At 74.0% G+C, this 23362-nt stretch carries 23 protein-coding genes; 10 read left to right on the top strand and 13 right to left on the bottom strand.

The annotated features are described in order from the left end of the window. The first annotated feature begins 8 nt into the window (after window positions 1–8). Window positions 9–1760: a GNAT family N-acetyltransferase gene (locus tag KPL59_RS00715; protein ID WP_226351251.1), complete on the top strand. Its 1752-nt coding sequence runs from the start codon at window positions 9–11 to the stop codon at window positions 1758–1760. A gap of 22 nt (window positions 1761–1782) precedes the next feature. On the opposite strand, the gene KPL59_RS00720 is transcribed toward KPL59_RS00715, so the two are convergent. The 3 genes from KPL59_RS00720 to KPL59_RS00730 are packed head-to-tail and all read right to left on the bottom strand — an operon-like array spanning window position 1783 to window position 4010. Further along, a complete protein-coding gene (locus KPL59_RS00720) occupies window positions 1783–2973 on the bottom strand; it encodes an AMP nucleosidase (RefSeq protein ID WP_020622892.1) in 1191 nt (396 codons plus the stop codon). Next, complete coding sequence (locus KPL59_RS00725; RefSeq protein WP_226351250.1) at window positions 2970–3377, bottom strand: helix-turn-helix transcriptional regulator; 408 nt, start codon at window positions 3375–3377, stop codon at window positions 2970–2972. Before KPL59_RS00725 ends, KPL59_RS00720 begins: the two co-directional genes overlap by 4 nt. A 27-nt stretch (window positions 3378–3404) precedes the next feature. Continuing rightward, window positions 3405–4010 carry an HhH-GPD-type base excision DNA repair protein gene (locus tag KPL59_RS00730; protein ID WP_226351249.1) on the bottom strand — a complete coding sequence of 202 codons (606 nt, stop codon included), beginning with the start codon at window positions 4008–4010 and terminating at the stop codon, window positions 3405–3407. A 10-nt stretch (window positions 4011–4020) separates the two neighbouring features. Here KPL59_RS00730 and KPL59_RS00735 point away from each other — a divergent pair, with 10 nt between their 5' ends. The 3 genes from KPL59_RS00735 (at window position 4021) to KPL59_RS00745 (ending at window position 6464) form a co-directional block, all read left to right on the top strand. Beyond that, complete coding sequence (locus tag KPL59_RS00735; RefSeq protein WP_226359586.1) at window positions 4021–5610, top strand: methyltransferase; 1590 nt, start codon at window positions 4021–4023, stop codon at window positions 5608–5610. Then, a complete protein-coding gene (gene dtd, locus KPL59_RS00740; protein WP_226359587.1) occupies window positions 5607–6080 on the top strand; it encodes a D-aminoacyl-tRNA deacylase in 474 nt (157 codons plus the stop codon). Before KPL59_RS00735 ends, dtd begins: the two co-directional genes overlap by 4 nt. 99 nt (window positions 6081–6179) lie before the next feature. After that, entirely contained in the window at window positions 6180–6464 is a 285-nt protein-coding gene (locus KPL59_RS00745) for a YggT family protein (RefSeq protein WP_020622897.1), read from the top strand. Window positions 6465–6605: 141 nt separating this feature from the next. On the opposite strand, the gene KPL59_RS00750 is transcribed toward KPL59_RS00745, so the two are convergent. The 3 genes from KPL59_RS00750 to KPL59_RS00760 form a co-directional block, all read right to left on the bottom strand. Further along, window positions 6606–6965 carry a hypothetical protein gene (locus KPL59_RS00750; protein ID WP_226359588.1) on the bottom strand — a complete coding sequence of 120 codons (360 nt, stop codon included), beginning with the start codon at window positions 6963–6965 and terminating at the stop codon, window positions 6606–6608. 111 nt (window positions 6966–7076) lie between these two features. Next, a complete protein-coding gene (locus KPL59_RS00755; RefSeq protein ID WP_226359589.1) occupies window positions 7077–7568 on the bottom strand; it encodes a helix-turn-helix domain-containing protein in 492 nt (163 codons plus the stop codon). A gap of 219 nt (window positions 7569–7787) precedes the next feature. After that, window positions 7788–9578, bottom strand: a complete 1791-nt coding sequence (locus tag KPL59_RS00760) for an alpha/beta hydrolase (protein ID WP_226359590.1) — start codon at window positions 9576–9578, stop codon at window positions 7788–7790. Window positions 9579–9840: 262 nt separating this feature from the next. On the opposite strand from KPL59_RS00760, the gene KPL59_RS00765 reads away from it, so the two are divergent. From KPL59_RS00765 to KPL59_RS00780, 4 genes are all read left to right on the top strand, one after another. Further along, window positions 9841–11199 carry an alpha/beta fold hydrolase gene (locus tag KPL59_RS00765; RefSeq protein ID WP_226359591.1) on the top strand — a complete coding sequence of 453 codons (1359 nt, stop codon included), beginning with the start codon at window positions 9841–9843 and terminating at the stop codon, window positions 11197–11199. A gap of 203 nt (window positions 11200–11402) precedes the next feature. Beyond that, window positions 11403–12551, top strand: coding sequence for a sigma-70 family RNA polymerase sigma factor (locus KPL59_RS00770; RefSeq protein ID WP_226359592.1), 1149 nt, complete (start codon window positions 11403–11405; stop codon window positions 12549–12551). Window positions 12552–12798: 247 nt separating this feature from the next. Beyond that, a complete protein-coding gene (locus KPL59_RS00775) occupies window positions 12799–13338 on the top strand; it encodes a flavin reductase family protein (protein ID WP_020627816.1) in 540 nt (179 codons plus the stop codon). Further along, on the top strand, window positions 13335–13892 hold the full coding sequence (locus tag KPL59_RS00780; RefSeq protein ID WP_226359593.1) for an NAD(P)H-dependent oxidoreductase: 558 nt from the start codon (window positions 13335–13337) through the stop codon (window positions 13890–13892). Before KPL59_RS00775 ends, KPL59_RS00780 begins: the two co-directional genes overlap by 4 nt. A gap of 24 nt (window positions 13893–13916) precedes the next feature. Here KPL59_RS00780 and KPL59_RS00785 read toward each other — a convergent pair whose 3' ends face one another. The 5 genes from KPL59_RS00785 to KPL59_RS00805 all read right to left on the bottom strand — a co-directional run bounded on the left by KPL59_RS00785 (window position 13917) and on the right by KPL59_RS00805 (window position 17989). Continuing rightward, a complete protein-coding gene (locus KPL59_RS00785; RefSeq protein ID WP_226359594.1) occupies window positions 13917–14063 on the bottom strand; it encodes a hypothetical protein in 147 nt (48 codons plus the stop codon). A 5-nt stretch (window positions 14064–14068) separates the two neighbouring features. Continuing rightward, on the bottom strand, window positions 14069–14929 hold the full coding sequence (locus KPL59_RS00790) for an MFS transporter (RefSeq protein WP_226351241.1): 861 nt from the start codon (window positions 14927–14929) through the stop codon (window positions 14069–14071). Between the two features lie 62 nt (window positions 14930–14991). Then, complete coding sequence (locus tag KPL59_RS00795; protein ID WP_083702309.1) at window positions 14992–15666, bottom strand: HAD family hydrolase; 675 nt, start codon at window positions 15664–15666, stop codon at window positions 14992–14994. A gap of 107 nt (window positions 15667–15773) precedes the next feature. After that, a complete protein-coding gene (locus KPL59_RS00800) occupies window positions 15774–16322 on the bottom strand; it encodes a GNAT family N-acetyltransferase (RefSeq protein WP_226351239.1) in 549 nt (182 codons plus the stop codon). Window positions 16323–16357: 35 nt separating this feature from the next. Beyond that, window positions 16358–17989, bottom strand: coding sequence for an L-lactate permease (locus KPL59_RS00805; protein WP_308187803.1), 1632 nt, complete (start codon window positions 17987–17989; stop codon window positions 16358–16360). 249 nt (window positions 17990–18238) lie between these two features. Between KPL59_RS00805 and KPL59_RS00810 the strand changes: the two genes are divergently transcribed. Both KPL59_RS00810 and KPL59_RS00815 read left to right on the top strand, forming a co-directional pair. Further along, entirely contained in the window at window positions 18239–19453 is a 1215-nt protein-coding gene (locus KPL59_RS00810) for a cytochrome P450 (RefSeq protein ID WP_043282201.1), read from the top strand. A gap of 22 nt (window positions 19454–19475) precedes the next feature. Further along, window positions 19476–20096: a TetR/AcrR family transcriptional regulator gene (locus tag KPL59_RS00815; protein WP_226359595.1), complete on the top strand. Its 621-nt coding sequence runs from the start codon at window positions 19476–19478 to the stop codon at window positions 20094–20096. A gap of 231 nt (window positions 20097–20327) precedes the next feature. Here KPL59_RS00815 and KPL59_RS00820 read toward each other — a convergent pair whose 3' ends face one another. Further along, window positions 20328–21365 carry an ABC transporter substrate-binding protein gene (locus tag KPL59_RS00820; protein WP_226359596.1) on the bottom strand — a complete coding sequence of 346 codons (1038 nt, stop codon included), beginning with the start codon at window positions 21363–21365 and terminating at the stop codon, window positions 20328–20330. 81 nt (window positions 21366–21446) lie between these two features. Further along, window positions 21447–23315 carry a molecular chaperone HtpG gene (htpG, locus tag KPL59_RS00825; protein ID WP_308187817.1) on the bottom strand — a complete coding sequence of 623 codons (1869 nt, stop codon included), beginning with the start codon at window positions 23313–23315 and terminating at the stop codon, window positions 21447–21449. Window positions 23316–23362: the final 47 nt, after the last annotated feature.

Consider the following 23362-nt stretch of genomic DNA (forward strand, 5'->3'; position numbering starts at 1 on the left):
TTATGGCCATGCGGCTGACGAGCGTGACGCACCTGCGCCTTCCCTACGGGACGCTGCTCGGCTACGACGTCACCGTCGGCCGCAGGGGCGACCCGGTCCCGGTCTCGTTCGACCAGCGCCGCCACGTCGACCGCGGGGACCGGCCCGGCTCGTGGATGGCGATCACCTGCCGGCTGCCCGCGGTCGACCTCGACGCGCTGGCCGAGGCCTGGCTGGCGGTGCTGCGCCGGCACGGGACGCTGCGCACGGTGTTCTCCCCCGGCCCTGCCGGTCCCCGGCTGCACGAGGTGGACCTGCGTCCCGGCCGCTGGGTCACCCACCCCATCGCGCCCGGCCAGGCCGTCGACGACGCCGTCCGGCGGATGCTCGACGAGCGCTGCACCCCCTACGCGGCGCCCTCGCACCGGCTCTGTGTGATCCTCACCGCGGACCGGCCGACGCTCGTCGTGGCCGCCGACCACGCCCACGTCGACATGTGGTCGCTGCTGGTGATCCTGCGCGACCTCGTGCAGGGCCTGGGCGGGACGCTGCCGGCCGGCACCGTGCGCCCCTTCGCCGAGCACACCGCCGCCCTGGCCGGCCGCGAGCCCGCACCCGACCAGGTCCGGCAGCGCTGGGCGGAGATCCTGGCCGCGGGCGGCGACGTGATGCCCCGCTTCCCGCTGCCGCTCGGGGAGCTCACCCCCGCTCCCCCGGAGCGCGTGGAGGTGCGCGACGTGCTCGGCGTCGACGACTGCGCGCTGTTCGAACGCCGGGCACGCGCATCCGGGGTGTCGACGCTGGCGTTGGTCACCTCGGTCATGACCCGCACCACCCGGGAGCTGGCGCACGCCCCGCTGCGCGCGGTGTTCCCGGTGCACAGCCGCTACGACGACCGGTGGCACGGCTCGGTCGGCTGGTTCATCACCAACGCGGTGATCGACGCGGGCGACCCGGACCCGCGGGCCTGCGCCGACGCCGTCCGCGAGGCCGTGCGGCTCGGGTCCTGGCCGCTCGACGACGTGCTGGCCCCCTGGGGCGGGATGCCCGAGGCCCCCGGCATGTTCGCGATCTCCTGGCTGGACCTGCGACGGCTGCCGGTGCGCATCGACCACGCCGGGCTGGAGGCGCAGTACGTCAGCTCCGCGGGCGACGCCGACGGCGTGATGCTCTGGTTCATCCTCGACGAGGCGGGCCTGCACCTGCGCTGCCGCTACCCCGACACCGACGAGGCCAGGGAGAACGTCGGCGCCTGGCTGGACCGGGTCGTCGACGGCGTCCGGGCCTCGGCCCACCCGGCGGGTGCGGACGTCGTGCTGGCCGGGGGCCGGCTCGTCGTCGACCGGGCCACCCGGGCCGACGTCCCCGCGGTCGTCGCGCTGCTGTCGGGCGCCGGGGACACCGCCGACCCGGACGACCCGGACGACCCGGACCTCGCGCCCTACGAGGAGGCCTTCGACGCCCTGGACCGCGACCCCGGCCGGTTCCTCGCGGTCGCCCGCGCCGGCGACGGCCGGGTGGTCGCGACCGTGCAGCTCACGATCCTGCCCGGGCCCGTCCTGCGTGGCACGACCCGGTTGCAGGTCGAGGGGCTGCGGGTCGCCGTCGGGTGGCGGCGGCGCGGGGTCGGGTCGGCGCTGCTGGAGTGGGCGCACGAGCACGGGCGCGCCCGCGGCGCCGTCCTGGCCCGGGCCGGGGACACCGCCGGGGACGGGCCGCACCCGTTCCTGGCGCGGTTCGGCTACCAGCCCGACCGGGCCGGGTACACCCGGCCGCTCTGACCCTGCCGGCCGGCGGGGCGGCTCAGGCCCCGTCGGGCCCGTTGCCGAGCAGCGGCTCGTCGGCGGAGCGGACCTCGGAGCCGGGCAGCCCGTCGGGGTGCTCGGCGCGGACCCGGTCCAGCGCGTCCAGCGCGATCCCGAGGTGCTTGCGCTTGCTCGTCTCGTAGAACGCCCGCGCGCCGCCGGCCAGTTTGGGCTCGGCGTGCAGCGGCTTGTCCGACACGCACAGCAGGGTCGCGTTCGGGATCCGGTAGCGGAAGCCGTTGGCCGCGATCGTCGCGGACTCCATGTCCACCGCGACGGCCCGGGCCAGCCGCATCCGGTGCAGCGTCGCGGCCTGGTTGAACTCCCAGTTGCGGTTGTCGGTGGTGTGCACGACCCCCGGTCGCCAGGTCGCCTCGGCCGCGCCGAGCGCGTCCATCAGGTAGCCGTTGAGCCGGATGCTCGGGATGACCGGGACGTCCGCCGGGAGCACCTCGTCGAGCACGTGATCGGCCCGCTGGTAGGCCGTGGCCAGCACGAAGTCGCCCAGCTCCTGGCGGTTCCGCAGGCCGCCACAGTGCCCGATCATGATCATGGTGTCCGGGCGGAGCACCGCGAGGTGGTCGGTGACGGTCTTGGCGTTGGCCGGGCCGACGCCGATGTTCACCAGGGTCACGCCGTCGCCGTCGGCGCCCGGGTGGTGGTAGGCGGGCATCTGGACACCGGCGCGGTCGGGCCGCTCGGCGTCGGGGAAGCGCTCCAGGAACGACTCGACGTGCATGGCGTAGTTGGTGAACAGCACGTGCCGCTGGAAGGACTCGGCCGGGGTGCCGGTGTAGTGCGAGAGCCGGTCGAGCGAGAGCGCCATGCGTTCCGGGCCGAACAGGAACAGCTTCTTCACGCGCAGGTCGAAGCGGTCCTCGTCGAGCGCGGCGAAGAACTCCGGGTCGGTGAACGCCCGGGCCGGTCGGGCGGCGCGGGCGGTGACGGTGGCCCCGGCGGCGAGCAGGCCGCGCAGCTCCCGGTGCAGGTAGCGGCGGATCGCGCACGGCCGGGCGAACTCGCCGGAGATCCGCGGGTTGTGCGTCGACCAGGGGCGCACGACCTCGAGCTCGGGGTACCAGCCGTCGTCGTAGACCGACTGGAGGGCGTCGAGCAGCCGGGCGATCTCGTGGTCGAGCTTCTCGGCCGGCACCGGTGGGCGAACCTGCTCGATCATGGCGGGGGTCACGACGCCTCCCCGTCCTCGGCGCCGTGCGCGTGCAGCGCGCCCGGGGCGACGGCGACCGCCGACACGATCTCCAGCACGCGGCGGGCGAGCCCGTCGGTCAACCGGTAGCGGACCAGCCGTCCCTCGCGGTGGGCGGTGACCATGCCGTGTGCGCGCAGCAGGCGCAGCGCGTGCGAGACGGCCGAGTCGCTCATCCCGACGGCGACGGCGAGGTCGGAGACGCAGAGGTCCCCGGCGTGCTGCAGCGCGAGCAGCAGCGACAGACGGTTGGCCTCGCCCAGGACGTCCAGGACGGTCGCCGCCTCGGCCACCTTCTCCGAGTCGGCGAGCACCGCGACGGCGTCGCAGACCTGGTCCGGGTCGATCACGCGTGCGCCGGCGAGCGCCTCCGGAACCTTGTGCACGCCTGTGATGCTAGCCCTCTCGGCGGATCACTTCGCCGCAGCGGCCTTCTTCTCGCGCGCCGCGGCCTTGATCGCCTTCTTCGTGTCGCGCACCTCGAGGAGGGTCTGCCCGTCGACGACGTCGGCCGCGGAGAGCCGGGTGCCGTCGGCGCCGTAGTCCCCCGCGGCCTCCCGCCAGCCGTCCGGGGTGACCCCGTACTGCTTGCCGAGGATCGCGAGGAAGATCTTCGCCTTCTGCTCGCCGTAGCCGGGCAGCGCCTTGAGCCTGCGCAGCACCTCACGTCCGTCGGGCGCGGCGCCGTCGGCCCCGGGCCGGGTCCAGATCGCGGCCGGGTCCCCGTCCCAGTCCTCCACGATCACGCGGCACATCTCCTGCACCCGCTTGGCCATCGAGCCGCCGTAGCGGTGGATGGCGGGCGGGGTGGTGGCGAGCGTCGCGAAGGCCTCGGGGTCGTGGTCGGCGATGACGCGCACGTCGAGCCCACCGAGGCGTTCGTAGAGCTTCAGCGGGCCACGGAACGCGACCTCCATCTGGATCTGCTGGTCGAGCAGCATGCCGATCAGCAACGCGAGGGGCTCGCGTTCCAGCAGCGCGTCGGCCTCCGGTTCCTGGGCGATGCAGATCCCGCTCATGCCGCACAGGATGGCACGCGACAATGGCGGGGTGCTCCCCCATCTCGACGCCGGTGCCATCGAACGCGTCCGCGGCTGCCTACTGGACGCGGCCTACACCCCGGACGGCGTGCGCGCCCTGCTGGGGCGCTCCGCGCACGACGCGCTGACCCGCGGCGAACCGGAGCCCGCCGCCCGTGCCAGCCGCGACGGCGGTGAGCTCGGCACCCTGGTGCGGCTGTTCCTGCTCGAGGACACCGAGCCCGAGCCGGCGGTGACCGCGGCACTGGGCGACCTGGACCCGCTGCTGGAGGGCCGGATCCTGCGTCGCACCCCCGACGGCATCCGGGCCGCGCTGGACGTGCGCCCCTACGGCGAGGGCGTCGGCGCCGAGGGCGAGCCGGGCACCGACTGGTGGGTGGTGTCCGACATCGACACCCCCGCCGCGCGGCAGGACCGCGAGCACGTCACCGGCGTCGGCGGGGCGTCGCTGACGCTGGCCGCGGCGACCGTCCGCCGCCCGGTCGGCACCCTGCTCGACCTGGGCACCGGCTGCGGGGTGCAGGCGCTGCACGGCTCCCGGCACGCGATGCGGGTCACCGCCACCGACGTGCTGCCCCGGGCGCTGGCGCTGGCCCGGCTGTCGCTGGGGCTGTCCGGGGTGGAGGTCGACCTGCGGGAGGGTCCGTGGTTCGCCCCGGTGGCCGGGGAGCGCTTCGACCAGGTGGTGTCCAACCCGCCGTTCGTGCCGGGCCCGCCGCGGGTGGACTACGTCTACCGCGACTCCGGCACCGCCGGGGACTCCGCGCTGGCCGCGCTGCTGGGCGAGCTGCCCGACCTGCTCAACCCGGGCGGGGTCGCGCAGCTGCTGGGGTCGTGGCTGCACGTGCGCGGCGAGGACTGGCCGGACCGGGTGCGTTCCTGGCTGCCCGCCGGCGTCGACGCCTGGGTGCTCCAGCGCGAGGTCGTCGACCCTGGCCTGCACGTGGGCACCTGGCAGCGCGACGCCGGGCTGGTCCCGAGCTCGCGGGCGGCGCGCGAGCAGGCCGGGGCCTGGCTGGACTGGATGGCCGCCGAGCGGGTGGAGGGGGTCGGGTTCGGCTTCCTGATGCTGCGCCGCACCTCCGACCCCGAGGCCGAGCCGACCGTCGTGGTCGAGGACCTGCCCGGCGAGCTGGGCGAGGGACTGGGCCGGGAGATGACCGGCTGGCTGGACCGGGTCGACTGGCTGCGCGCCCACACCCGCGACGACGACCTGCTGGGCGCACGGCTGCTGCTCGCCCCGGAGACCGTGCTGGAGTCGGCGTCGTCGGTCGACCCCGACGGCGGCTGGGCCGAGCTGTCCACGACCGTGCGCCGCTGGGGCGGCCCCGGCTGGGAGCACCCCGTCGACGGCCCGGCGGCGGCGCTGCTGGCCGGCTGCCGCGGCGAGCTGCCCCTGTCGGAGCTGCTGGCGCTGCTGTCCTACGCCCACGACCTGCCGACCGACGCCCTGGTCGCGGCGACCCTGCCCGCGGTGCGCGAGTTCGTGCGGCACGGGCTCCTGCAGCCGGTGGACGGCTGGCCGCACCCGGTGCCCGCGCGGACCGCGGCCGCGTCGCCGTCGGGGCCGGTCGGGTGAGGGCCGTCGTCGCGCGGGTGCGGCGGGCGTCGGTGACGGTCGAGGCGCCCGACGGCACACCGCTGCGGGTGTCCGGGGAGATCGGGCCCGGGCTGCTGGTACTGCTCGGCGTGCACGTCGACGACGTCGGCTCCGACCCCGCCGCGACCGCACGGAAGGTCGACACGATGGCCCGCAAGCTGCACGAGCTGCGGATCCTCACCGGGGCGGACGGCGGCGAGCTGTCCTGCGCCGACACCGGCGCCCCGCTGCTGGTCGTCAGCCAGTTCACCCTGTACGGCGAGACCCGGAAGGGCCGCCGGCCGTTCTGGTCGGCGGCCGCGCGCCCGCAGGACGCCGAGCCGGTCGTCGACGCCGTGGTGGCCGCACTGCGCGGGCGCGGCGCGACGGTGCGGACGGGCGAGTTCGGGGCGCGGATGGCCGTGGAGTCGGTCAACGACGGGCCGTTCACGGTGCTCGTCGAGGTCTGAACGCCGAGCTCGTCGCCGCGGCTCTCGTCGCCGCAGTCTCGTCATCGCGTCACAGCGTCCTCTCACCGGACTCTCAGCCGGAAAGGGGACGATGTGGGCATGGTCGCGTATCTGCTGTCGTCGTTGCTGGGGTTGTTCCAGCTCGTCCTGATCGCGCGGGTCGTCGTGGACTGGATCGAGGTGCTCGGGTCCGGGCGGGGTGGCGCCGTGCTCGACACCGCCCGGCGGATCACCCACGGGCTCACCGAACCGGTCGTCGCCCCGATCCGCCGCCGGGTGCAGCCGGTGCGGATGGGAGCGGTCGGGCTGGACCTGTCGGTCCTGATCGTGTTCGTGGTCGTGCTGCTCGCCCGGGTCCTCGTGGTGCCGCTGATCCCGTTCTGACCGCCCTCGGGGTGACGGCTGGCCCAGCCTCTCCCCCACCCGCCGGTAGGGACACCCCGGTCCCGTCACACGACGACGGCCCCCGCCCGGGTGACCGGGCGGGGGCCGTCGAGGTCGTTCAGGGAGTCCCAGGTCGGGGACTCACTTGGTGGTGCTGCGGGTGGCGCGCGCGGTCTTCTCCGCGACGGCCTCGGCGCTGCGCCCAGCGTGCTCGGTCACGGCCTCGACCGCCTTGGTCGCCTGCTCGGTGACCTGGTCGAACACCGAGGTACCGGCGCTGACGACGGTCCGCGCGAACTCGCGCTGGTGGCCGAGCACCTGCTCGTAGAAGTCGAAGACGCGCTCGACGGCGGCGCCCGCGTCGGGCAGCTGCGGGCGGTCCCCGGCACCGAACTGGCGGGCCAGGCCGCTCGCGGCCTCGGTCCACCCGCGGACGGACTCGGTGACCAGGTCCTGGCCACGCTTGGCGATGTCGACGAACTGCTCGGTGGAGGCGGTCATCGGTGCTTCCCTCCCGGGAGACGTGTCTGGGGTGCGGACGGGGCGCACGACGAGCACCCCGGCATGCCAAGAAAACTACGCACGCCCGTTAAGTATGTCAAGCACGCCTGCTCAGTCCCGCTGCACGAAGCTCCGGTACACCCCGAGCAGCGCCGCCTTCTGCTCGTCGGACAGCCGTGCGTCGGCCTCGATCGCCGCCTCGACACCCGGCGGGGACGTGGCCGCGGCCTCCTCGGGCGGGGCGGCGTCGCCCGCGGTGTCCGGGTCGCCGACCGCCCAGCCGGCCCGGCTGAGCATCTGGTCGGTGTTGAGGTGCAGCGCGTCGGCGATCGAGCGCAGCACCTTCAGCGACGGCTGGTGCAGCCCCCGCTCGACCTGGCTGAGGTAGGCGTTGGACACCTGGGTCATCGCCGCCATCTCCCGCAGCGAGAGCTTCGCCATCTGCCGCTGCGCCCGGATGAACCCGCCCAGGGCGTTCACCTGCGCGCTCCAGGCGTCCTCGGCGGCCCTGCGGCCGTTCTCACGCAGCTCGTCGGCAGTGGTCCCCCCGGCGCTCGGTCTCCGGCGGCCGCCGCGGGCGCGGGCCTCCCCCGCGCGGCTCACGGCGTCCCCGCCCGGAGGGACCCGCGCGGCAGTCGCCGGCGCGCGGGCACAGAACGTACGCGGTCCATGGCGACGCATTCTCCCCGCCGGACCGCGGTTGTGCACGCATCCGGTGCAGTGTCCATGAGGGATGGTGCCGGTCGCCGGCCATCGTGGACACCGCGCCGCCCGGGTGACCAGCGGTCATCATCGGGGCGGCGACGGGGCCGGGGTGCCGGATCAGCCCCGCAGCACGTAACGGCCGGGAGCGGGCTCCAGCGGCGGGTGCACGTCGGACCCGATCCTCTTCGGCGCCGCGACCTCCGCGCCCGCACGCTCGGCGATCCACGGCGTCCAGTCCTCCCACCAGGAGGCCTTGCGCTCGGTGGCGTCGTCGCGCCAGTCCTCGGCGCGGGCCGGGAGGTCGTCGCTCTCGCCGAACCAGTGCCGCGACTTCGGCGACGGCGGGTTCACCACGCCGGCGATGTGCCCGGAGTTCGACAGCACGAACCGCACGGTGCCCCCGATCTTCGACGCCCCGGTGTAGACCGACTTCCAGGGCGCGATGTGGTCGGACTCCGCGGTGACGACGTAGCTGTCGGGCCGGATGTCGGCCACGTCGAGCCGCTCCCCCGCCAGCTCCAGCTTGCCCTCGGCGAAGCGGTTCTCCAGGTACAGCGTCCGCAGGTACTCGGTCTGCATCGCGGCCGGCATGCGGGTGGAGTCGGAGTTCCAGGTCAGCATGTCGAAGGGCTTCGGGTCCTCGCCGAGCATCCAGTCGTTGACGACGTAGTTCCAGACCAGGTCGGTGGACCGCAGCAGGTCGAAGGTCGTCTTCATGCTGGTGGCGGGCAGGTACCCGTCCTTGCGCATGTTCCGCTCGAGCCGGTTCACCGTCTTCTCGTCGGTGAACACGCCCAGCTGGCCGGGGCCGGAGTAGTCGAGCAGCGTGTTCATCAGGGTCAGCGAGTTGACGCGCTGGTCGCCCTTGGCCTCCAGCCACGCCGTCATCGCCGCGGACAGTGCGCCACCCAGGCAGAGCCCGGCGACGTTGACCTTGTCCTGCCCGGTGATCTCCCGGACGACGTCCATGGCCGCGACCGGCCCCTCCTGCAGGTAGTCGCTCATCGTCACGTCGGCCAGCGATGAGTCCGGGTTGCGGTAGCTGATCATGAAGACGGTGTGGCCGTGCTGCACCGCCCACTCCACCAGCGACTTCTGCGGCGCGAGATCCATGATGTAGTACTTGTTGATCCACGGCGGGCTCATGAGCAGCGGGACCTCGTGGACCTCGGCGGTCTGCGGCTCGTACTGGATGAGCTCGATCAGCCGGTTGCGGAACACGACGTGCCCCGGGGTGACCGCGAGGTCCTTGCCCACCTGGAAGGCGCCGGGGGTGACCTGACGCGGCATCCCCTGGTTCTGCACGGCGTCGCGGAGCATGTTGCGCGCGCCCCGCACGATGTTCAGCCCGCCGGTCTCGACGATCTTCTTCGGCCAGGCCGGGTTGGTGACGATCGCGTTCGGCGGGGCCAGCGCCTCGATGATCTGACCGACCAGCCAGTCCAGCTTGCGGCGTGCCGTCGGCGAGACGCGGGCCGCCTGCGACAGCTCGGTCAGCCGGTCGGCGAGCAGGGCGTGCTCCTGACGGGCCAGGTAGTACCAGGCGTTGCCCTCCCAGGCCGGGTCGGCGTAGCGCTTGTCCTTCTCGGGCAGCGACGCCGGGCCGGTGGTCGTCCCGCCGACGGCGCGCGCGGCGGCGGCGGTCACCGCCTTGGCCGAGTCGACGCCGAAGCCGAGCCCGGTGCGCAGCAGCGCGCCGGGGCGGGTGGCGAGCGAGCGGGCGGCCTCGCCGAGGGCCCCGGCGAAGCCCACCGGGTCCACCTTCGCCGCGACGCCCTCCGGGCTGGCGAGCTCGCGCAGGTCCCGGACGAGGCCGGCCGCCTGCCGCCGCAGCACCTCCGCGGCCTGGTTCGACGCGGCGGCGCTGCCGTTCTCGGACTCGGGCTGGGACAGGGGCTGCGTGGTCACTGTTCGTCACTCCTGACGGCCGGTTCGGTCTCCGTGCCTGGGTTCCCGGGCTCCCACGGGTGTCGGGACGCGCAACGGGATGGACACATGGTGACCGGGTACTCACCGGTAGGCAGCCCCTGAGACTTGTAAGGCCTCTCACCTGCGCTAAGGGAAGCAAGCACTACTCCGGAGTAGCCAGCGCTTGCTTGAGATACCGAACGCGCTTTACCGTTCGGTAACCCGGTTAGCCCCCGGTCATCAGAGTTGATGGGAGAGGCCCATGAGCACGGCGATCACCCGACGGTCCGCACCCTCCGGGGAGCACGGACCACGTGCCCTTCCCGAGACCCCCGTGGCCGCGGCCACCGGGAGCGACGACCGGCCGGACCCCCTCCGGTACCTCGTGTCGTACAACACCCGGAACCTGACGAAGGTCGTGACCGAGGTCGGTCGCGCCACCGGCGCCTACTGGATCGACGCGGTCCAGCGGATGGCCCGGCCCGGCGACGCCGCCCGGCGCGGGCTGCTGTGGCTCTCGGCGATGGCCGACCGGCGCGAGCCGACCTGGCACCTGGCCAACGAGGTGGTGCTGTCGACGCCGTTCGCGTCGTTGCGCGACTTCACCGCCGCCGAGCACCGCGACGACGACGTGGTCCCCACCCTGGTGCTGCCGCCCCAGGCCGGGCACTCCTCGACCGTCGTGGACTACTCGCCGCAGCAGAGCCAGATCGCCATGATCCGCGCCTCGAGCCTGACGAAGGTCTACGCACTGGACTGGCGGCCCGCGACGACCGCGACGAAGAACGTCACGATCACCGACTACCTCGCGGTGATCGACCGGTCCATCCGGCGGATGGGCGGCAAGGCCAACCTGGTGGGCGACTGCCAGGGCGGCTGGCTGGCGACGATCTACGCCGCGCTGCACCCGGACCGGGTCAACACCCTGACCCTGGCCGGGGCGCCGATCGACTTCCACGCCGGCGAGTCGGTCATCGCCGCCTCGACCCGGCTGATGGCGGGCACGATGGGGATGGCGCCGTACAAGGCACTGGTCGCCGCGGGCGGCGGCAACATGCCGGGTTCGGCGGTGCTGTCGAACTTCATCTCGATCCAGCCGCAGTCGGAGATCTCCCGCCAGCTGCAGCTGCTGGAGAACATCGACGACCCCACCCACGTCGAGCGCTACCGGGTGTTCGAGGACTGGTTCAAGTACACCCAGGACATCCCCGGCGCGTTCTACCTGTGGCTGGTGGAGAACCTGTTCTGGAAGAACCGGCTGATCAAGGGCACGCTCACCGTCGACGGCCGGACCGTCGACATGGGGGCGATCGACTGCCCGCTGCTGCTCCTGGCGGGCTCGTCGGACCACATCACCCCGGCGCCGCAGCTGTTCGCCGCGGCGGAGAAGGTCGGGACCCCGGCCGCGGACGTCACCTACCGGACGGCGAGCGCCGGTCACCTGGGCCTGTTCATGGGCCGCGACGCGCTGCGCCACGACTGGCCGGTGCTGATGGAGACCGTGTACGGCCACTCGGTGCCGGGCCGGAAGAACACCGGCGCCGGCAAGGCGTCGCGGCGGCGCAGCAGTGTCCGGGCGGTGGCCGACCCGCGGGACACCCCGCGGGTGCCCGCACCCTGACCGGCCCGCCCGGACGGGTCGCTCACTAAGAGGACCCTGAGAGAACCGCAACTGCATGTGACCGACGACACGGCCCCGCAGCCACTTTTCCCGGCCTGCGGGGCCTTGTCGTGGGAACGATCCCCGGAACGGATGCGTTGACTCCGTACAGGGCAAGCGGCGAGGCCCATCAATCGCCCGCCGCAGCCCGCGCAGGGGAGGAATTGCACATGACGGTGACCACGACCGCTCCGGCCGTACCCGGCCCGCGCCTCACGACCGAGGCCCCCGCTCGCGCCACCGTGTCGTCGTCCGACACGAAGCGGACCGCCCCGCCGGTCGCCCGCAGCTCCCGCCGTCGCACCGACGGCGACGGAGGCACCGCGCTGGAGACCAGCGTACCCGGTGCCGCGGCCGCCGTGGCGGAGGATCTCGACGCCCAGAGCCCCGCCGCGGACCTGGTGCGCGTCTACCTGAACGGGATCGGCAAGACCGCGCTGCTGACCGCGGAGCAGGAGGTCGAGCTGGCCCGGCGCATCGAGGCCGGCGTGTTCGCCCAGCACCGGCTGGACACCGCCGCCGCCGACGGCACGCTCGACGAGCTGGACCCGCAGTACCGCCGCGACCTGCGCGCGGTCGTCCGCGACGGGCTGCTGGCCAAGAACCACCTCCTGGAGGCGAACCTGCGCCTCGTGGTGAGCCTGGCCAAGCGCTACACCGGGCGCGGGATGCCGCTGCTGGACCTGATCCAGGAGGGCAACCTCGGCCTGATCCGCGCGGTGGAGAAGTTCGACTACACCAAGGGCTTCAAGTTCTCGACCTACGCGACCTGGTGGATCCGGCAGGCCATCACCCGTGGCATGGCCGACCAGGCCCGCACCATCCGGCTGCCCGTGCACCTGGTGGAGCAGGTCAACAAGCTGGCCCGGATCAAGCGCGACATGCACCAGCGCCAGGGCCGCGAGCCCACCGAGGCCGAGCTGGCGGCCGAGTCGGGCATCCCGGAGCACAAGATCCAGGACCTGCTCGACCACGCCCGCGACCCGGTGAGCCTGGACATGCCGGTCGGGTCCGAGGAGGAGGCGCCGCTCGGTGACTTCATCGAGGACGCCGAGGCGACCGACGCCGAGAACACCGTGATCTCGAGCCTGCTGCACGACGACCTCCGCCGGGTGCTGGCCACCCTGGAGGACCGCGAGCAGAAGGTCATCCGGATGCGGTTCGGCCTCGACGACGGGCAGCCGCACACGCTCGACCAGATCGGGCGCGCCTTCAAGCTCTCCCGCGAGCGGGTGCGCCAGATCGAGCGCGAGGTCATGTCGAAGCTGCGGGTCGGCGAGCGCGCCGACAAGCTGCGCGCCTACGCGAGCTGAGCCGGATCGGCCGGGCGTCCCCCCACCCGGCTCCGGTGAAGGACGGCCGGCGGAGCGATCGCTCCGCCGGCCGTTGCCGTCTCGGGCACCCCGGGGCTCCCCACGAGTTCGGGATGCACGGCACGGGGAGTTCTACCGGATCGATTCCGCGGCGGGTGGCGCGACACGACGACGGGCCGGGGGTGGCGCGTGCCACCCCCGGCCGCGGTCGTTGTCGCTGCCGGGTCGGCGCGCCTACAGTCGAGTCATGTCCCGCTCCTCCACCGGACCGGCCGTGGGCGCGCACTCCGCCCCGGTGACCCCCTCGGTGACCCCGGAGGCCATGCGCGACGCACTGGGCGCGTTCGCGTCCGGCGTCGTCGTCGTCACCGCGGTCGGACCGGACGGGCCGATGGGGTTCACCTGTCAGTCCTTCGCCTCGCTGTCGCTGGACCCGCCGCTGGTGAGCTTCGCGCCCTCGCGCGGGTCCTCCACCTGGCCGCGCATCCGCCAGGTGGGCCGGTTCTGCGTGAACGTGCTGGCCGCCGACCACGAGCACCACAGCGCCGGCTTCGCCCGCTCCGGGGTCGACAAGTTCGCCGGGGTGTCCTGGACGGCGGCGCCGTCCGGCTCGCCGGTCCTGGAGGGCGTCGGCGCCTGGGTCGACTGCACCCTGTGGAACGAGTACGACGGCGGCGACCACACGATCGTCGCCGCCCGGGTCGACGCGCTCGGCGCGGACCCGGAGCGGCTGCCGCTGCTGTTCCACCGCGGCACCTACTCCCTGACCCCGCGGGCCGCGTCGTGAGCGGTGTCGTGAGCGGTGGCGCGGGCCGCATCATCGGCGTCGTCGCCGGGCCCGAGCCGGGCGGGCGCACCGCGGCCGCCGTCGCCGGGATCCTCGCCGGCACCGGGGCCGACACCGCGCTGATCGAGCTGTCGCAGACCCCCGTCGCCGAGGTCACCGCGGCCTTCGCCGAGGCCGACGCCGTCGTGTTCGGCAGCCCGGTCTACCGGGCCGGGCACACGGCGTCGCTGCGGGCACTGCTGGAGGCCACCGAACGCGGCAAGTGGGGCGAGAAGACCGCCCCGCTCCAGGGCAAGGCGGCCGCGGTCGTGCTGACCGGGGCGAGCGGGCACCACTTCCTCGCCGTCGACGGGCTGCGCTCGGTGCTGGCCGGGTTCTTCGCCGTGCAGGTCCTCTCCCCCGGGCTCTACCTCGACCACTCCGGATACCTGGACCGCAACACCCTCACCGAACAGTCCGCGGAGCTCGCGGCGGCGCACGGGCGGGCACTGGCCGACCTGACCACCGCGGTGCGCGGCTCCGAGGCGCTGCGGGCGATCACCCCAGTCGTCTGAGCGCCACCCGCGTCAGTGCCCGCGTCACCGCCCGGCCGGGGCGGCGGCGCGGGCGCAGCCGAGCGCCACGAGCGCGCCGAGCAGGGTGAACCCGGTCGCGACCAGCACGGCCACCTGCCAGCCCGCCAGCAGCTGGGCCACCGGCTCGTTCCCGGCCGGCGAGGTCAGCACCGAGGTCACCGTGACACCGACGGCGGCGCCCAGGTAGCGGGCGGTGTTGTTGATGCCGCTGCCGGTACCCGCGCGGTCCGGCGGCACCGAGGCCACTGCCTCGCGGCCGAGCGTCGCGTTGACGACCGGGGACCGGCCATCGGGTGCGGCACGACGAACTGGACCACGACGAACCCGGCCAGCAGTGCCGCCCCGACTACGAGCAGCACGACCGTCGCGGTGGTGACCGGCAGCCGTCGCGCCTCGGTGAGGCCTGCGAGCAGCACCGTCAGCCCGGCCGCGAGCAGCACCATCCCGCTGACGTCGACCGGCCGCGGGGCGCCGGCGGTGGACTCGGTCAACAGCGCCCGCGCGGCCACGGCCAGCACCAGCCCGGCGACGCCGACGGCCAGGTAGAGCACCCGCCACGGCAGCACCCCGGCGAGCAGCGGCCCGGCGGCGATCCCGGCGGCCAGCGCCGCGCCCCACAGCCCGGTCGCGGCCGAGCGGCGCGGGCCCGGCGGCAGCGCGTGCCCGATCAGGGCGAGACTGCACGCGACGACCGCGGCCGCCCCGACGCCCTGGCCGATCCGGCCGGCGACGAACCCGGCGGTGCCGGTGGCGAACGCCCCGCCCGCCGAGGCCAGGGCCAGCACCACCGCGCCGGTCGTGAACACCGCGCGCCGCCCCAGCCGATCGGCCAGGGTCCCCGCGGTCAGCAGCACCGCGGTGAGCCCCAGGCTCATCGAGCTCAGGATCCAGGAGCGCCCCGACGGCGAGGAGCCCAGGTCGGCCGCGATCGGGGCCAGGGTGGCCAGTGGCGCGGTGTAGCTGACCAGGGCCAACGTCGTTCCGAGCGACGCCACCGCCACCGTGCGTCGGGCCACGCCGCCACCCCCGTCGTCACCGCTGACCGGTCATGATCAGGACGGACGCTACGCCGCGGGGCTCAGCTGGGCAGGCCGAGCAGCGCGGGCAGGTCCGCGACCGAGTCGATGACGGCGTCCGCGCCCGCGGCGCGCAGCCGCGGCTCGCCGTGTGCCCCGCCCCGCACCCCGACGGCGAGGCCCGCCCCCGCCCGGACGGCGGCGTCGATGTCGGCGGTCGCGTCACCGGTCACGGCGACCTGCGCGGGCTCGGTCCCGGCCCGCCGGGCGGCGGCGTGGAGCAGGTCGGGCTCTGGCAGGCCGCGACCGTCGACGTCGGCGGGCGACAGGACCATGTCCGCCCGCTCGGTGAACCCGAGCGCCGACACCAGGCGGTCCCGCAGCTCGGGGTCGAACCCGCAGGTCAGAGCCACGCTCAGGCCGGCGTCGCGGAGTGCGTCGAGGGTCTGCGCGGCGCCGGGGACCGGGCGTACGCGGCCCGCGTCCAACGCGGCGTGCAGGTGGTCGGCGAACGCGGAGTGCGCGCGGCGGGCCCGGTACATGTCGCCGTCGAGCAGTTCGCCGAGCACCGTCATGACCGGGCGGTCCATGGTCGCGCGGGCCTGGCGGTCCAGCGCCGGGTAGCACGGGCCGTCGACACGGACCCCGGCGGCGCGCAGGCCGGCACGCAGACCGGCGAGCACGAGCCCGTCGTCGGCCATCGTCGTACCCGCCAGGTCGAGCACCGCCAGTTGCACGGGTGAACTCCACCGGCGCCGGATGACGATCACCCGTCTCCCGGTCGACTTCCGGGTGAACCGGCCGCGTCACTCCGGGGCCGGCGGACTCCGGGGCGTTGCGGCGGTCACCACAGCTCGCCGTCGCGCCAGTCGCAGACGAGGGCGCGGGTCGGGTCGAGCGGCGCGTCGACGGGCAGGACGTGCACGCTGCCGCGCTCGTCGGGGGTGTCGACGATGCCGTCCGGGGTGAGTGCCGCGAGCGGGCCGCGCCACGGTTCCCACCCGAGCCTGCGGTAGAGCCGCGCGGCACGGGCGGCGGCGCCGAGGGCCCCGAGCCGGTACCCGCCGCGCACGATCCGGTCCACCTCGGCCATCAGCAGCCCGCCGAGCCCGCCGCCCTGGAGCCCGGGCCGCACGGCGACGGCCTCGACGTAGCCGGTGCGCAGCGCGACGCCGTCGTGCAGCAGCCGCCGCCCCACGACGGCCGCGTGCCCGACCGGGTCGTGCACCGGCCCGGCGAGCACGTGCACCCCGCCGAGTGCGTGGTCGAACGAGGCGTCGTCGAACCCGCCGGTCCCGTCGGCGTCGGCGGGGAACGCGGCGTCGAGCAGGGCGCGCAGGCCCTGTAGCCCGTCGCGCCCGAGATCGGCGGTGGGCAGGACGGTCAGGCGCACCCGGCCGATCCTTCCGCAGGGCCCCACTCCGTGCCTCAGAAGGTCGGGAGCATCCATCCGAGCACCGGGGTCGACTGCAGGAACACCAGCACGCACAGCACCGCGAGCAGCCCGACGCTCCACAGGACGGTCCGCCGGAACAGCTCGGACTCCCGGCCGGCGATGCCCACGGCCGTCGCCGCGATGGTCAGGTTCTGCGGGCTGATCATCTTCCCGACGACGCCGCCGGAGGTGTTCGCCGCGACCATCAGGTGCGGGTCGAGCCCGGCCCGCTCGGCCGCGGTCTGCTGCAGCGTCGCGAACAGGGCGTTGGCCGAGGTGTCCGAGCCGGTGACCGCGGTGCCGAGCCAGCCGAGGATCGGCGACAGGAAGGCGAAGGCCGCGCCGGTCCCGGCGATCCAGGTGCCGATGGAGATCGTCTGCCCGGACAGGTTCATCACGTAGGCGAGCGCGAGGACGGTGGCCACGGTCAGGAAGGCGAACCGCAGCCGGTACGCGGTCCCGGTGAACTCGCGGACGGCCGTCGCGGGCGGCAGCCGGTACAGCGCGGCGACGCCGATGCCGCAGATCAGCAGCAGCGAGCCGGGTGAGGACAGCCACTGGAGGCTGTAGACCGTGGTCGACACCGGGTCCCCGGACGCGCCGAGGACCTGCCCGTCCAGGCCCGGCCACCCGATCCTGACGTCGGTCCCGGACAGGAAGGACGTCACCGGGCCGACCAGCTTCGCCACCGAGAACACCACGATGATCAGCAGGTATGGGGCGAAGGCCATGACCAGCCGGCCGGCCGACAGTGCCTGCGAGCGCTCGGCGAGGGTGCGCTGCTCGGTCGCGACGGACCGGCCGCCGTTGGCTCCGCCCGGCTCCTCGACGGGCGCGTCGGCGGTGCGCTCGATGCGCAGTGTCTCCCTCGCCTCGGCGCCGCCGCGCGGCTGCCAGAAGCGCAGCAGGAGCACGCCGGCGGCCAGCCCGGCCAGCGAGGCGACGATGTCGGTGAGCTCGACCGACAGGTAGGTGGCGGCCAGCCACTGGGCGAGGGCGAACGCGAGTCCGATGACGAGCGCGACCGGCCAGACCTGGCGCACGCCGCGCCTGCCGTCGACGAGCAGCACCAGCAGCGTCGGGACGACGACCGCGAGCACCGGGGTCTGGTGTCCGACGACGGCACCGATCTCGTCGTACGGGATCCCGGTGAGGGTGCCCGCGGTGATGATCGGGGTGCCGACCGCGCCGAACGCGACGGGTGCGGTGTTGGCCAGCAGCACGACGACCGCCGCCCGGACCGGGGAGAACCCGAGCGCCATCAGCATGACGCCGGTGATCGCCACCGGGGCGCCGAACCCGGCCAGCGCCTCGAGCAGCCCGCCGAAGCAGAACGCGATGATGATCGCCTGTACCCGGGGGTCGTCGGAGATCAGCCCGAAGGCGGCGCGCAGGTCCTCGAACCGGCCCGCGGCCACGGTGAGCTGGTAGAGCCAGATCGCGGTGAAGACGATCCACATGATCGGGAAGAGACCGAACACCGCTCCCTCGGTGGCCGAGAGCAGGGCCAGGTGAACGGGCATTCCGAAGGCCGCCACCGCGACCACCACCGCGACGACGAGCGCGGCCAGCCCGGCCCAGTGCGCCTTCCAGCGCAGGGCACCCAGCGTCACGAAGATCGCCACCAGCGGGAGCAGTGCGACGAGCGCGGACAGCCAGACATGCCGAGCGGTTCGGGATCGTGCTGGAACACAGGTCGCCCCCCCGGGGTGCCGTCGCCGTTGACGGTCGCAGCCTGTCACGCTTCGCCCGGTTTCACCGGTTCGGCGGCCATCCGGGGCGTACCGGACAGGGCACACAAAACGAGAGCGCACTGTCGTTTGAGCGGCTACCGTGGAGTGCGACGCGCCGCCCACCCACCGGAGGCCAGCACCATGACCGACACCGCCACGGACTTCTCGCTCCCGCTGCACATGCGCCGCGACCGGTTCCGGCCCGACGCCGACCTGGAGCGCATCCGGGACTCCGGCGAGATCCCGCGGGTACGGACCGCGTTCGGCGCCGACGCCTACCTCGTGACCCGCTACGACGACGTGCGCCAGGTGCTCGGCGACGCCGCCACCTACTCCAACGCCGGGAGCGCCGCGCTGACCCGCCCGGACGCCCCGCCGCTCTCGGAGCGGGAGCAGGAGCAGATGCGGGCGGGGCAGCTGCTGGCGCAGGACCCGCCGGAGCACACGAGGCTGCGCCGCTTCCTCACCCGCGAGTTCACCCAGCGCCGGATGACCCGCCTGGAGCCGCGGATCACCGAGATCGTCGACGAGCACCTCGACGCGCTGGAGGCCGCCGGGCCGGGTGCCGACCTGGTCACCCTGTTCGCCCTGCCGGTGCCGTCGATGGTCATCTGCGAGCTGCTCGGGGTGCCCTACACCGACCGCGACGAGTTCACCGCACGCTCGACCCGCCTGCTCGACGTGTCGCTGCCGGAGCAGGAGCGGCGCGCCGTGAGCCGGGAGAACCGGGCCTACATGAGCCGGCTCGTCGACGGGGCGCTGGCCGACCCGGGCGAGGACATCCTGGGCATGCTGATCCGCGAGCACGGCGAGGAGATCAGCCACGACGAGCTGGTCGGGATCGCGTCGCTGCTGCTGATCGCCGGGCACGAGACGACGTCGAACATGCTGTCGCTGGGCACCCTGGCGCTGCTGGAGGACCCGGAGCAGGCCGCGCTGCTGCGCAGCGACCCCGAGCTCGCCCGCCCCGCCGTGGAGGAGCTGCTGCGCTGGCTGTCGATCGTGCACACCGGGGTGGTCAGGGTGACGACGACCGACACCGTGCTGCGTGACACCCCGATCCCGGCGCAGTCGCTGGTGATGTGCTCGCTCCCCGCGGCCAACCGCGACAGCGCGTCCGGGTTCGACGACCCCGCCCGGCTCGACGTCACCCGGGGTGCGGCCGGGCACGTCGCGTTCGGGCACGGGGTGCACCACTGCCTCGGCGCCCCGCTGGCCAGGATGGAGATGGCGACGGCGTTCCCCGCCCTGCTCCGCCGCTTCCCCACGCTCGCCCCGGCCGGGCCGGTGCCGCCCGAGGCCTTCCGGGCCTACCACTTCGTCTACGGCATGCACACGCTGCCGGTGACCTGGTGAGCCAGGGCGATACCGTGCTCCGATGACCGCCTCGTCGCTCGACGGCTCCCCGGCGGGCCGTCCGCTGCGCGCCGACGCCGCCCGCAACCACCGCCGGATCATCGACACGGCGGCCGCGGCGTTCGAGTCGGACGGAGCGGACGTCCCGCTGGAGGAGATCGCGCGCCGGGCCGGGGTCGGCGTCGCGACGCTGTACCGCCGGTTCCGGACCCGCGACGTGCTGGTGCGGGCGGTGCTGGACCAGGTGTTCGTCGCCGAGATCGAGCCGACCGCGGCCGCCGGGGACGGCGACCCGTGGGCCGACCTGGCCGGGTCGCTGGGCCGGGCGGTCGAGGCCATCGCCGGACGCCGGACACTCCTGCAGCTGGCCCGGGAGACCGGTGCGTTCGACGTCGAGTCCGCCGAGCGCTACGGCCGGACGCTGACCCGGCTGCTGGAGCGGGCGCGCGAGGCGGGCGCGGTCCGCCCGGAGCTCACCCCACGGGACCTGTCGGCGGTGCTGGTCATGGCGCTCGCCGTCGCCGAGGGGTCGGACGCGGCGGCGACGGCGTCGGGCGAGGACCGCGCCCGCTACCTGGCGCTGCTCCTCGACGGGCTGCGCCCGGGGAACCCGCCGCTGCCCGCGGGGTCGGAGGAGACCTAGCAACGATCGGGGCACGGTGGCTCCCGCGGGCGGCGCGGACCGGATACGGTTCTGGCCGTCCGCTCGGCAACGGCGCCGGGCGGATCCGCACTCCTCCGCCTCGTCGCACCGGGTGCTGCAGCGGTCCGACCGCAGCCGCCGGGCCCCGCGCCGGGCCGGGAACCGGCCGTCGAAACGGACCGCGCGACGCCGCCCGGCGCCCGACCGGACCGCGCGCGACGGCGCCGGGGTTCAGCCGCCGAACCGGTCCGGGTGCAGCCGGCGGGCGAGCGTCGCGACCGCGTCGGCGTTGCGGATGCCGGGGCTGACCTCGGCGAAGGTCGTGGTGAACACCTTGCCGTCGCGGACCGCGGGGACCGTGGCCAGGGCCGGGTCGTTCCGCAGACGCTCGGCCAGCGGCTCCGCGCCCTCCGGTCCGACATCGCGCCCGCAGCAGGCCGGGATCACGATCACGTCCGGGCGGGCCGCGACGATGCCCTCCAGCGACACGGTGCGCTGCCGGCCGGCGATGGTGTCGAACGCCTGCCGCCCGCCCGCGGCCTCGATGATCGTCGGCGCGACGTCGCCGGTGCCGAAGACCCGCAGCTCACCGGAGCTGCCCGGGGAGTTCAGCATCGCCACCCGCGGACGGTCGGCGACCCCGGCGAGCCGGCCCGCCACGTCGCCGAGGGTGCTGCGCATGCCGGCGACGACCTGCGCGGCCCGGTCCTCGGCGCCGAGCAGCCGACCGAGGTCGGTGAGGTCGCACTCGACGCCGGCGAAGGACACGTCGTTGGCGCCGATGCTCTGCTGACCGCCGCCGTCGGCGGTGGGGCAGTAGGCGCTGAACAGGAAGGTCTCCGTGCCGGTGGCGCCGAGCTCGGCGCGGGTGCCGAGGCCCTCCCGGGTGAACGCGCCGGTGAAGCCGGAGACGACGAGGTCCGGATCGACCCGCAGCACCTCCTCGCGCGACGGGTACTCCTCGGGCCAGTAGCTCTGCGGGCGGAAGTCACCGTCGAGCTGCGCCGGCAGCGGGTTGTCCAGGTAGGCCGCTCCGACGAGCCGGTCCCCCGCCCCGAGCGCGAGGACGGCCTCGATGCCGTTCTGGAACATCGCGACGACCCGCTCCGGGCGCTGCACCGGGACGTCGACGCCGCAGTTCACCACCGACGCCGTGGCAGGTGCGGCGCCGAGGTCGCCGGGCGCCGTAGCCGGGTCACCCGCGCCGCACCCCGCGAGGAGCAGCAGCCCGGCGAGCAGCGGCGCCCAGCGGCGCGGGTTCCCGATCACCGCGACAGCATAGCCACGACACCTGATTAGCTCTTCAGATGTGCGGCTCTCGTCACGGGCCGGTCCCCGCGCCGCCCGGCGTCAGAGGGTGTGCTGCAGCCGCTCCGCGAGCAGCCCCACGAACCGGGACGGGTCGGCGAGCTCGCCGCCCTCGGCCAGCAGCGCCATGCCGTGCAGCAGCTCGACGGTGCCGCTCTCGTCCTTGCCGGCCGCGCGCGCGTCCCGCAGCCCAGTGACCAGCGGGTGCGACGGGTTGAGCTCGAGGATCCGCTTCACCTTCGGCGGCTCCTGCCCCATCGCCCGGTACATCTTCTCCAGGGTCGGGGTCATGTCGAACTCGTCGCCGACGAGGACGGCCGGGGAGGTGGTGAGCCGGGTGGAGAGCCGCACCTCCTTGACGTCCTCGGTCAGGACCTCGGCCATCCAGGTGCAGAGGTCGGCGAACTCGGTCTGCTTGGCCGCCGCCTCCTCCTTCTCCTCGTCGGTCTGCAGGTCGACCTGGCCCTTGGCGATCGAGCGCAGCGGGGTGCCGTCGAAGCCGTCGACGGCGTCGACCCACACCTCGTCGACCGGGTCGGTCAGCAGCAGGACCTCGTAGCCCTTGTCCCGGAACGCCTCCATGTGCGGGGAGGCCTCGATCGCGGTCCGCGAGTCCCCGGTCATGTAGTAGATCGCGTCCTGACCCTCGCGCATCCGCTCCTTGTAGGCGGCGAGCGAGGTCGGCTTCTCCGCGTCGTGGGTGCTCTCGAACACCGACACCCCGAGGATGGTGTCGCGGTTGTCGGCGTCGGACAGCAGGCCCTCCTTGAGCGCCCGGCCGCACTGCTCCCAGAAGATCGCGAACTTCTCCGGCTCGTTGTCGCGCATCGACCCGAGGACCGACAGCACCTTCTTCACCAGGCGCCTGCGGATCGCCGAGATCTGGCGGTCCTGCTGCAGGATCTCCCGCGACACGTTCAGCGAGAGGTCCGCGGCGTCGACGACGCCCTTGACGAACCGCAGGTACTCGGGGACGAGCGCCTCGCAGTCGTCCATGATGAACACCCGCCGGACGTAGAGCTGCACCCCACGGCGGGCGTCGCGCATGTAGAGGTCCATCGGTGCGACCTTCGGCAGGAACAGCAGCGCCTGGTACTCGAAGGTGCCCTCGGCGGCGAGCCGGATCGTCTCCAGCGGCTCCTGCCAGTCGTGGCTGACGTGCCGGTAGAACTCGGCGTACTCCTCCTCGGTCACGTCCTTCTGCGGGCGGGCCCACAGCGCCTTCATCGAGTTCAGCGTCTCGGGCGCGGCGTCGTCGGTGTCCTCCGCCGTGCCGGTTCCGGCAGGCATGCGGACCGGCCAGGTGATGAAGTCGGAGTAGGTCTTCACGATGCGCCGCAGGACCGAGGGGTCGGCGTAGTCGTGCAGCTGGTCCTCGGCGTCGGACGCCTTGAGGTGCAGGGTGACCGCGGTGCCCTGCGGGGCGTCGGCGACCGGCTCGATCGTGTAGGTGCCCTCGCCGTCGGAGCTCCAGCGCACGCCCTCGGACGTGCCGGCCTTGCGGGTCACGAGCTCGACCCGGTCGGCCACCATGAACGAGGAGTAGAAGCCGACGCCGAACTGGCCGATCAGCTCCTGGCGGGCGTCGTCACCCGCCTCCCGGAGCTTCGCGAGGAGCTCCGCGGTGCCCGACCGCGCGATCGTGCCGATCAGGTCGACGACCTCGTCGCGGGTCATGCCGATGCCGTTGTCGCGCACGGTGAGGGTGCGCGCCTCGGCGTCCGGCACGAGATCGACGTGCAGGTCGTCGGTGTCGGCGCCCAGGTCCTTGTCCTGGTAGGCGGCGAGACGGAGCTTGTCCAGCGCGTCGGAGGCGTTGGAGATCAGCTCGCGCAGGAAGACGTCCTTGTTCGAGTAGATCGAGTGGATCATCAACCGCAGCAGCTGCCGGGCCTCGGCCTGGAACTCGATCGTCTCGCCGCCGGTCGTCCCGCCGCCGGTCTCCGCGGAGTCGGTGT

The organism is Pseudonocardia sp. ICBG1142, from assembly GCF_020496255.1.
Classification (GTDB): Bacteria; Actinomycetota; Actinomycetes; order Mycobacteriales; family Pseudonocardiaceae; genus Pseudonocardia.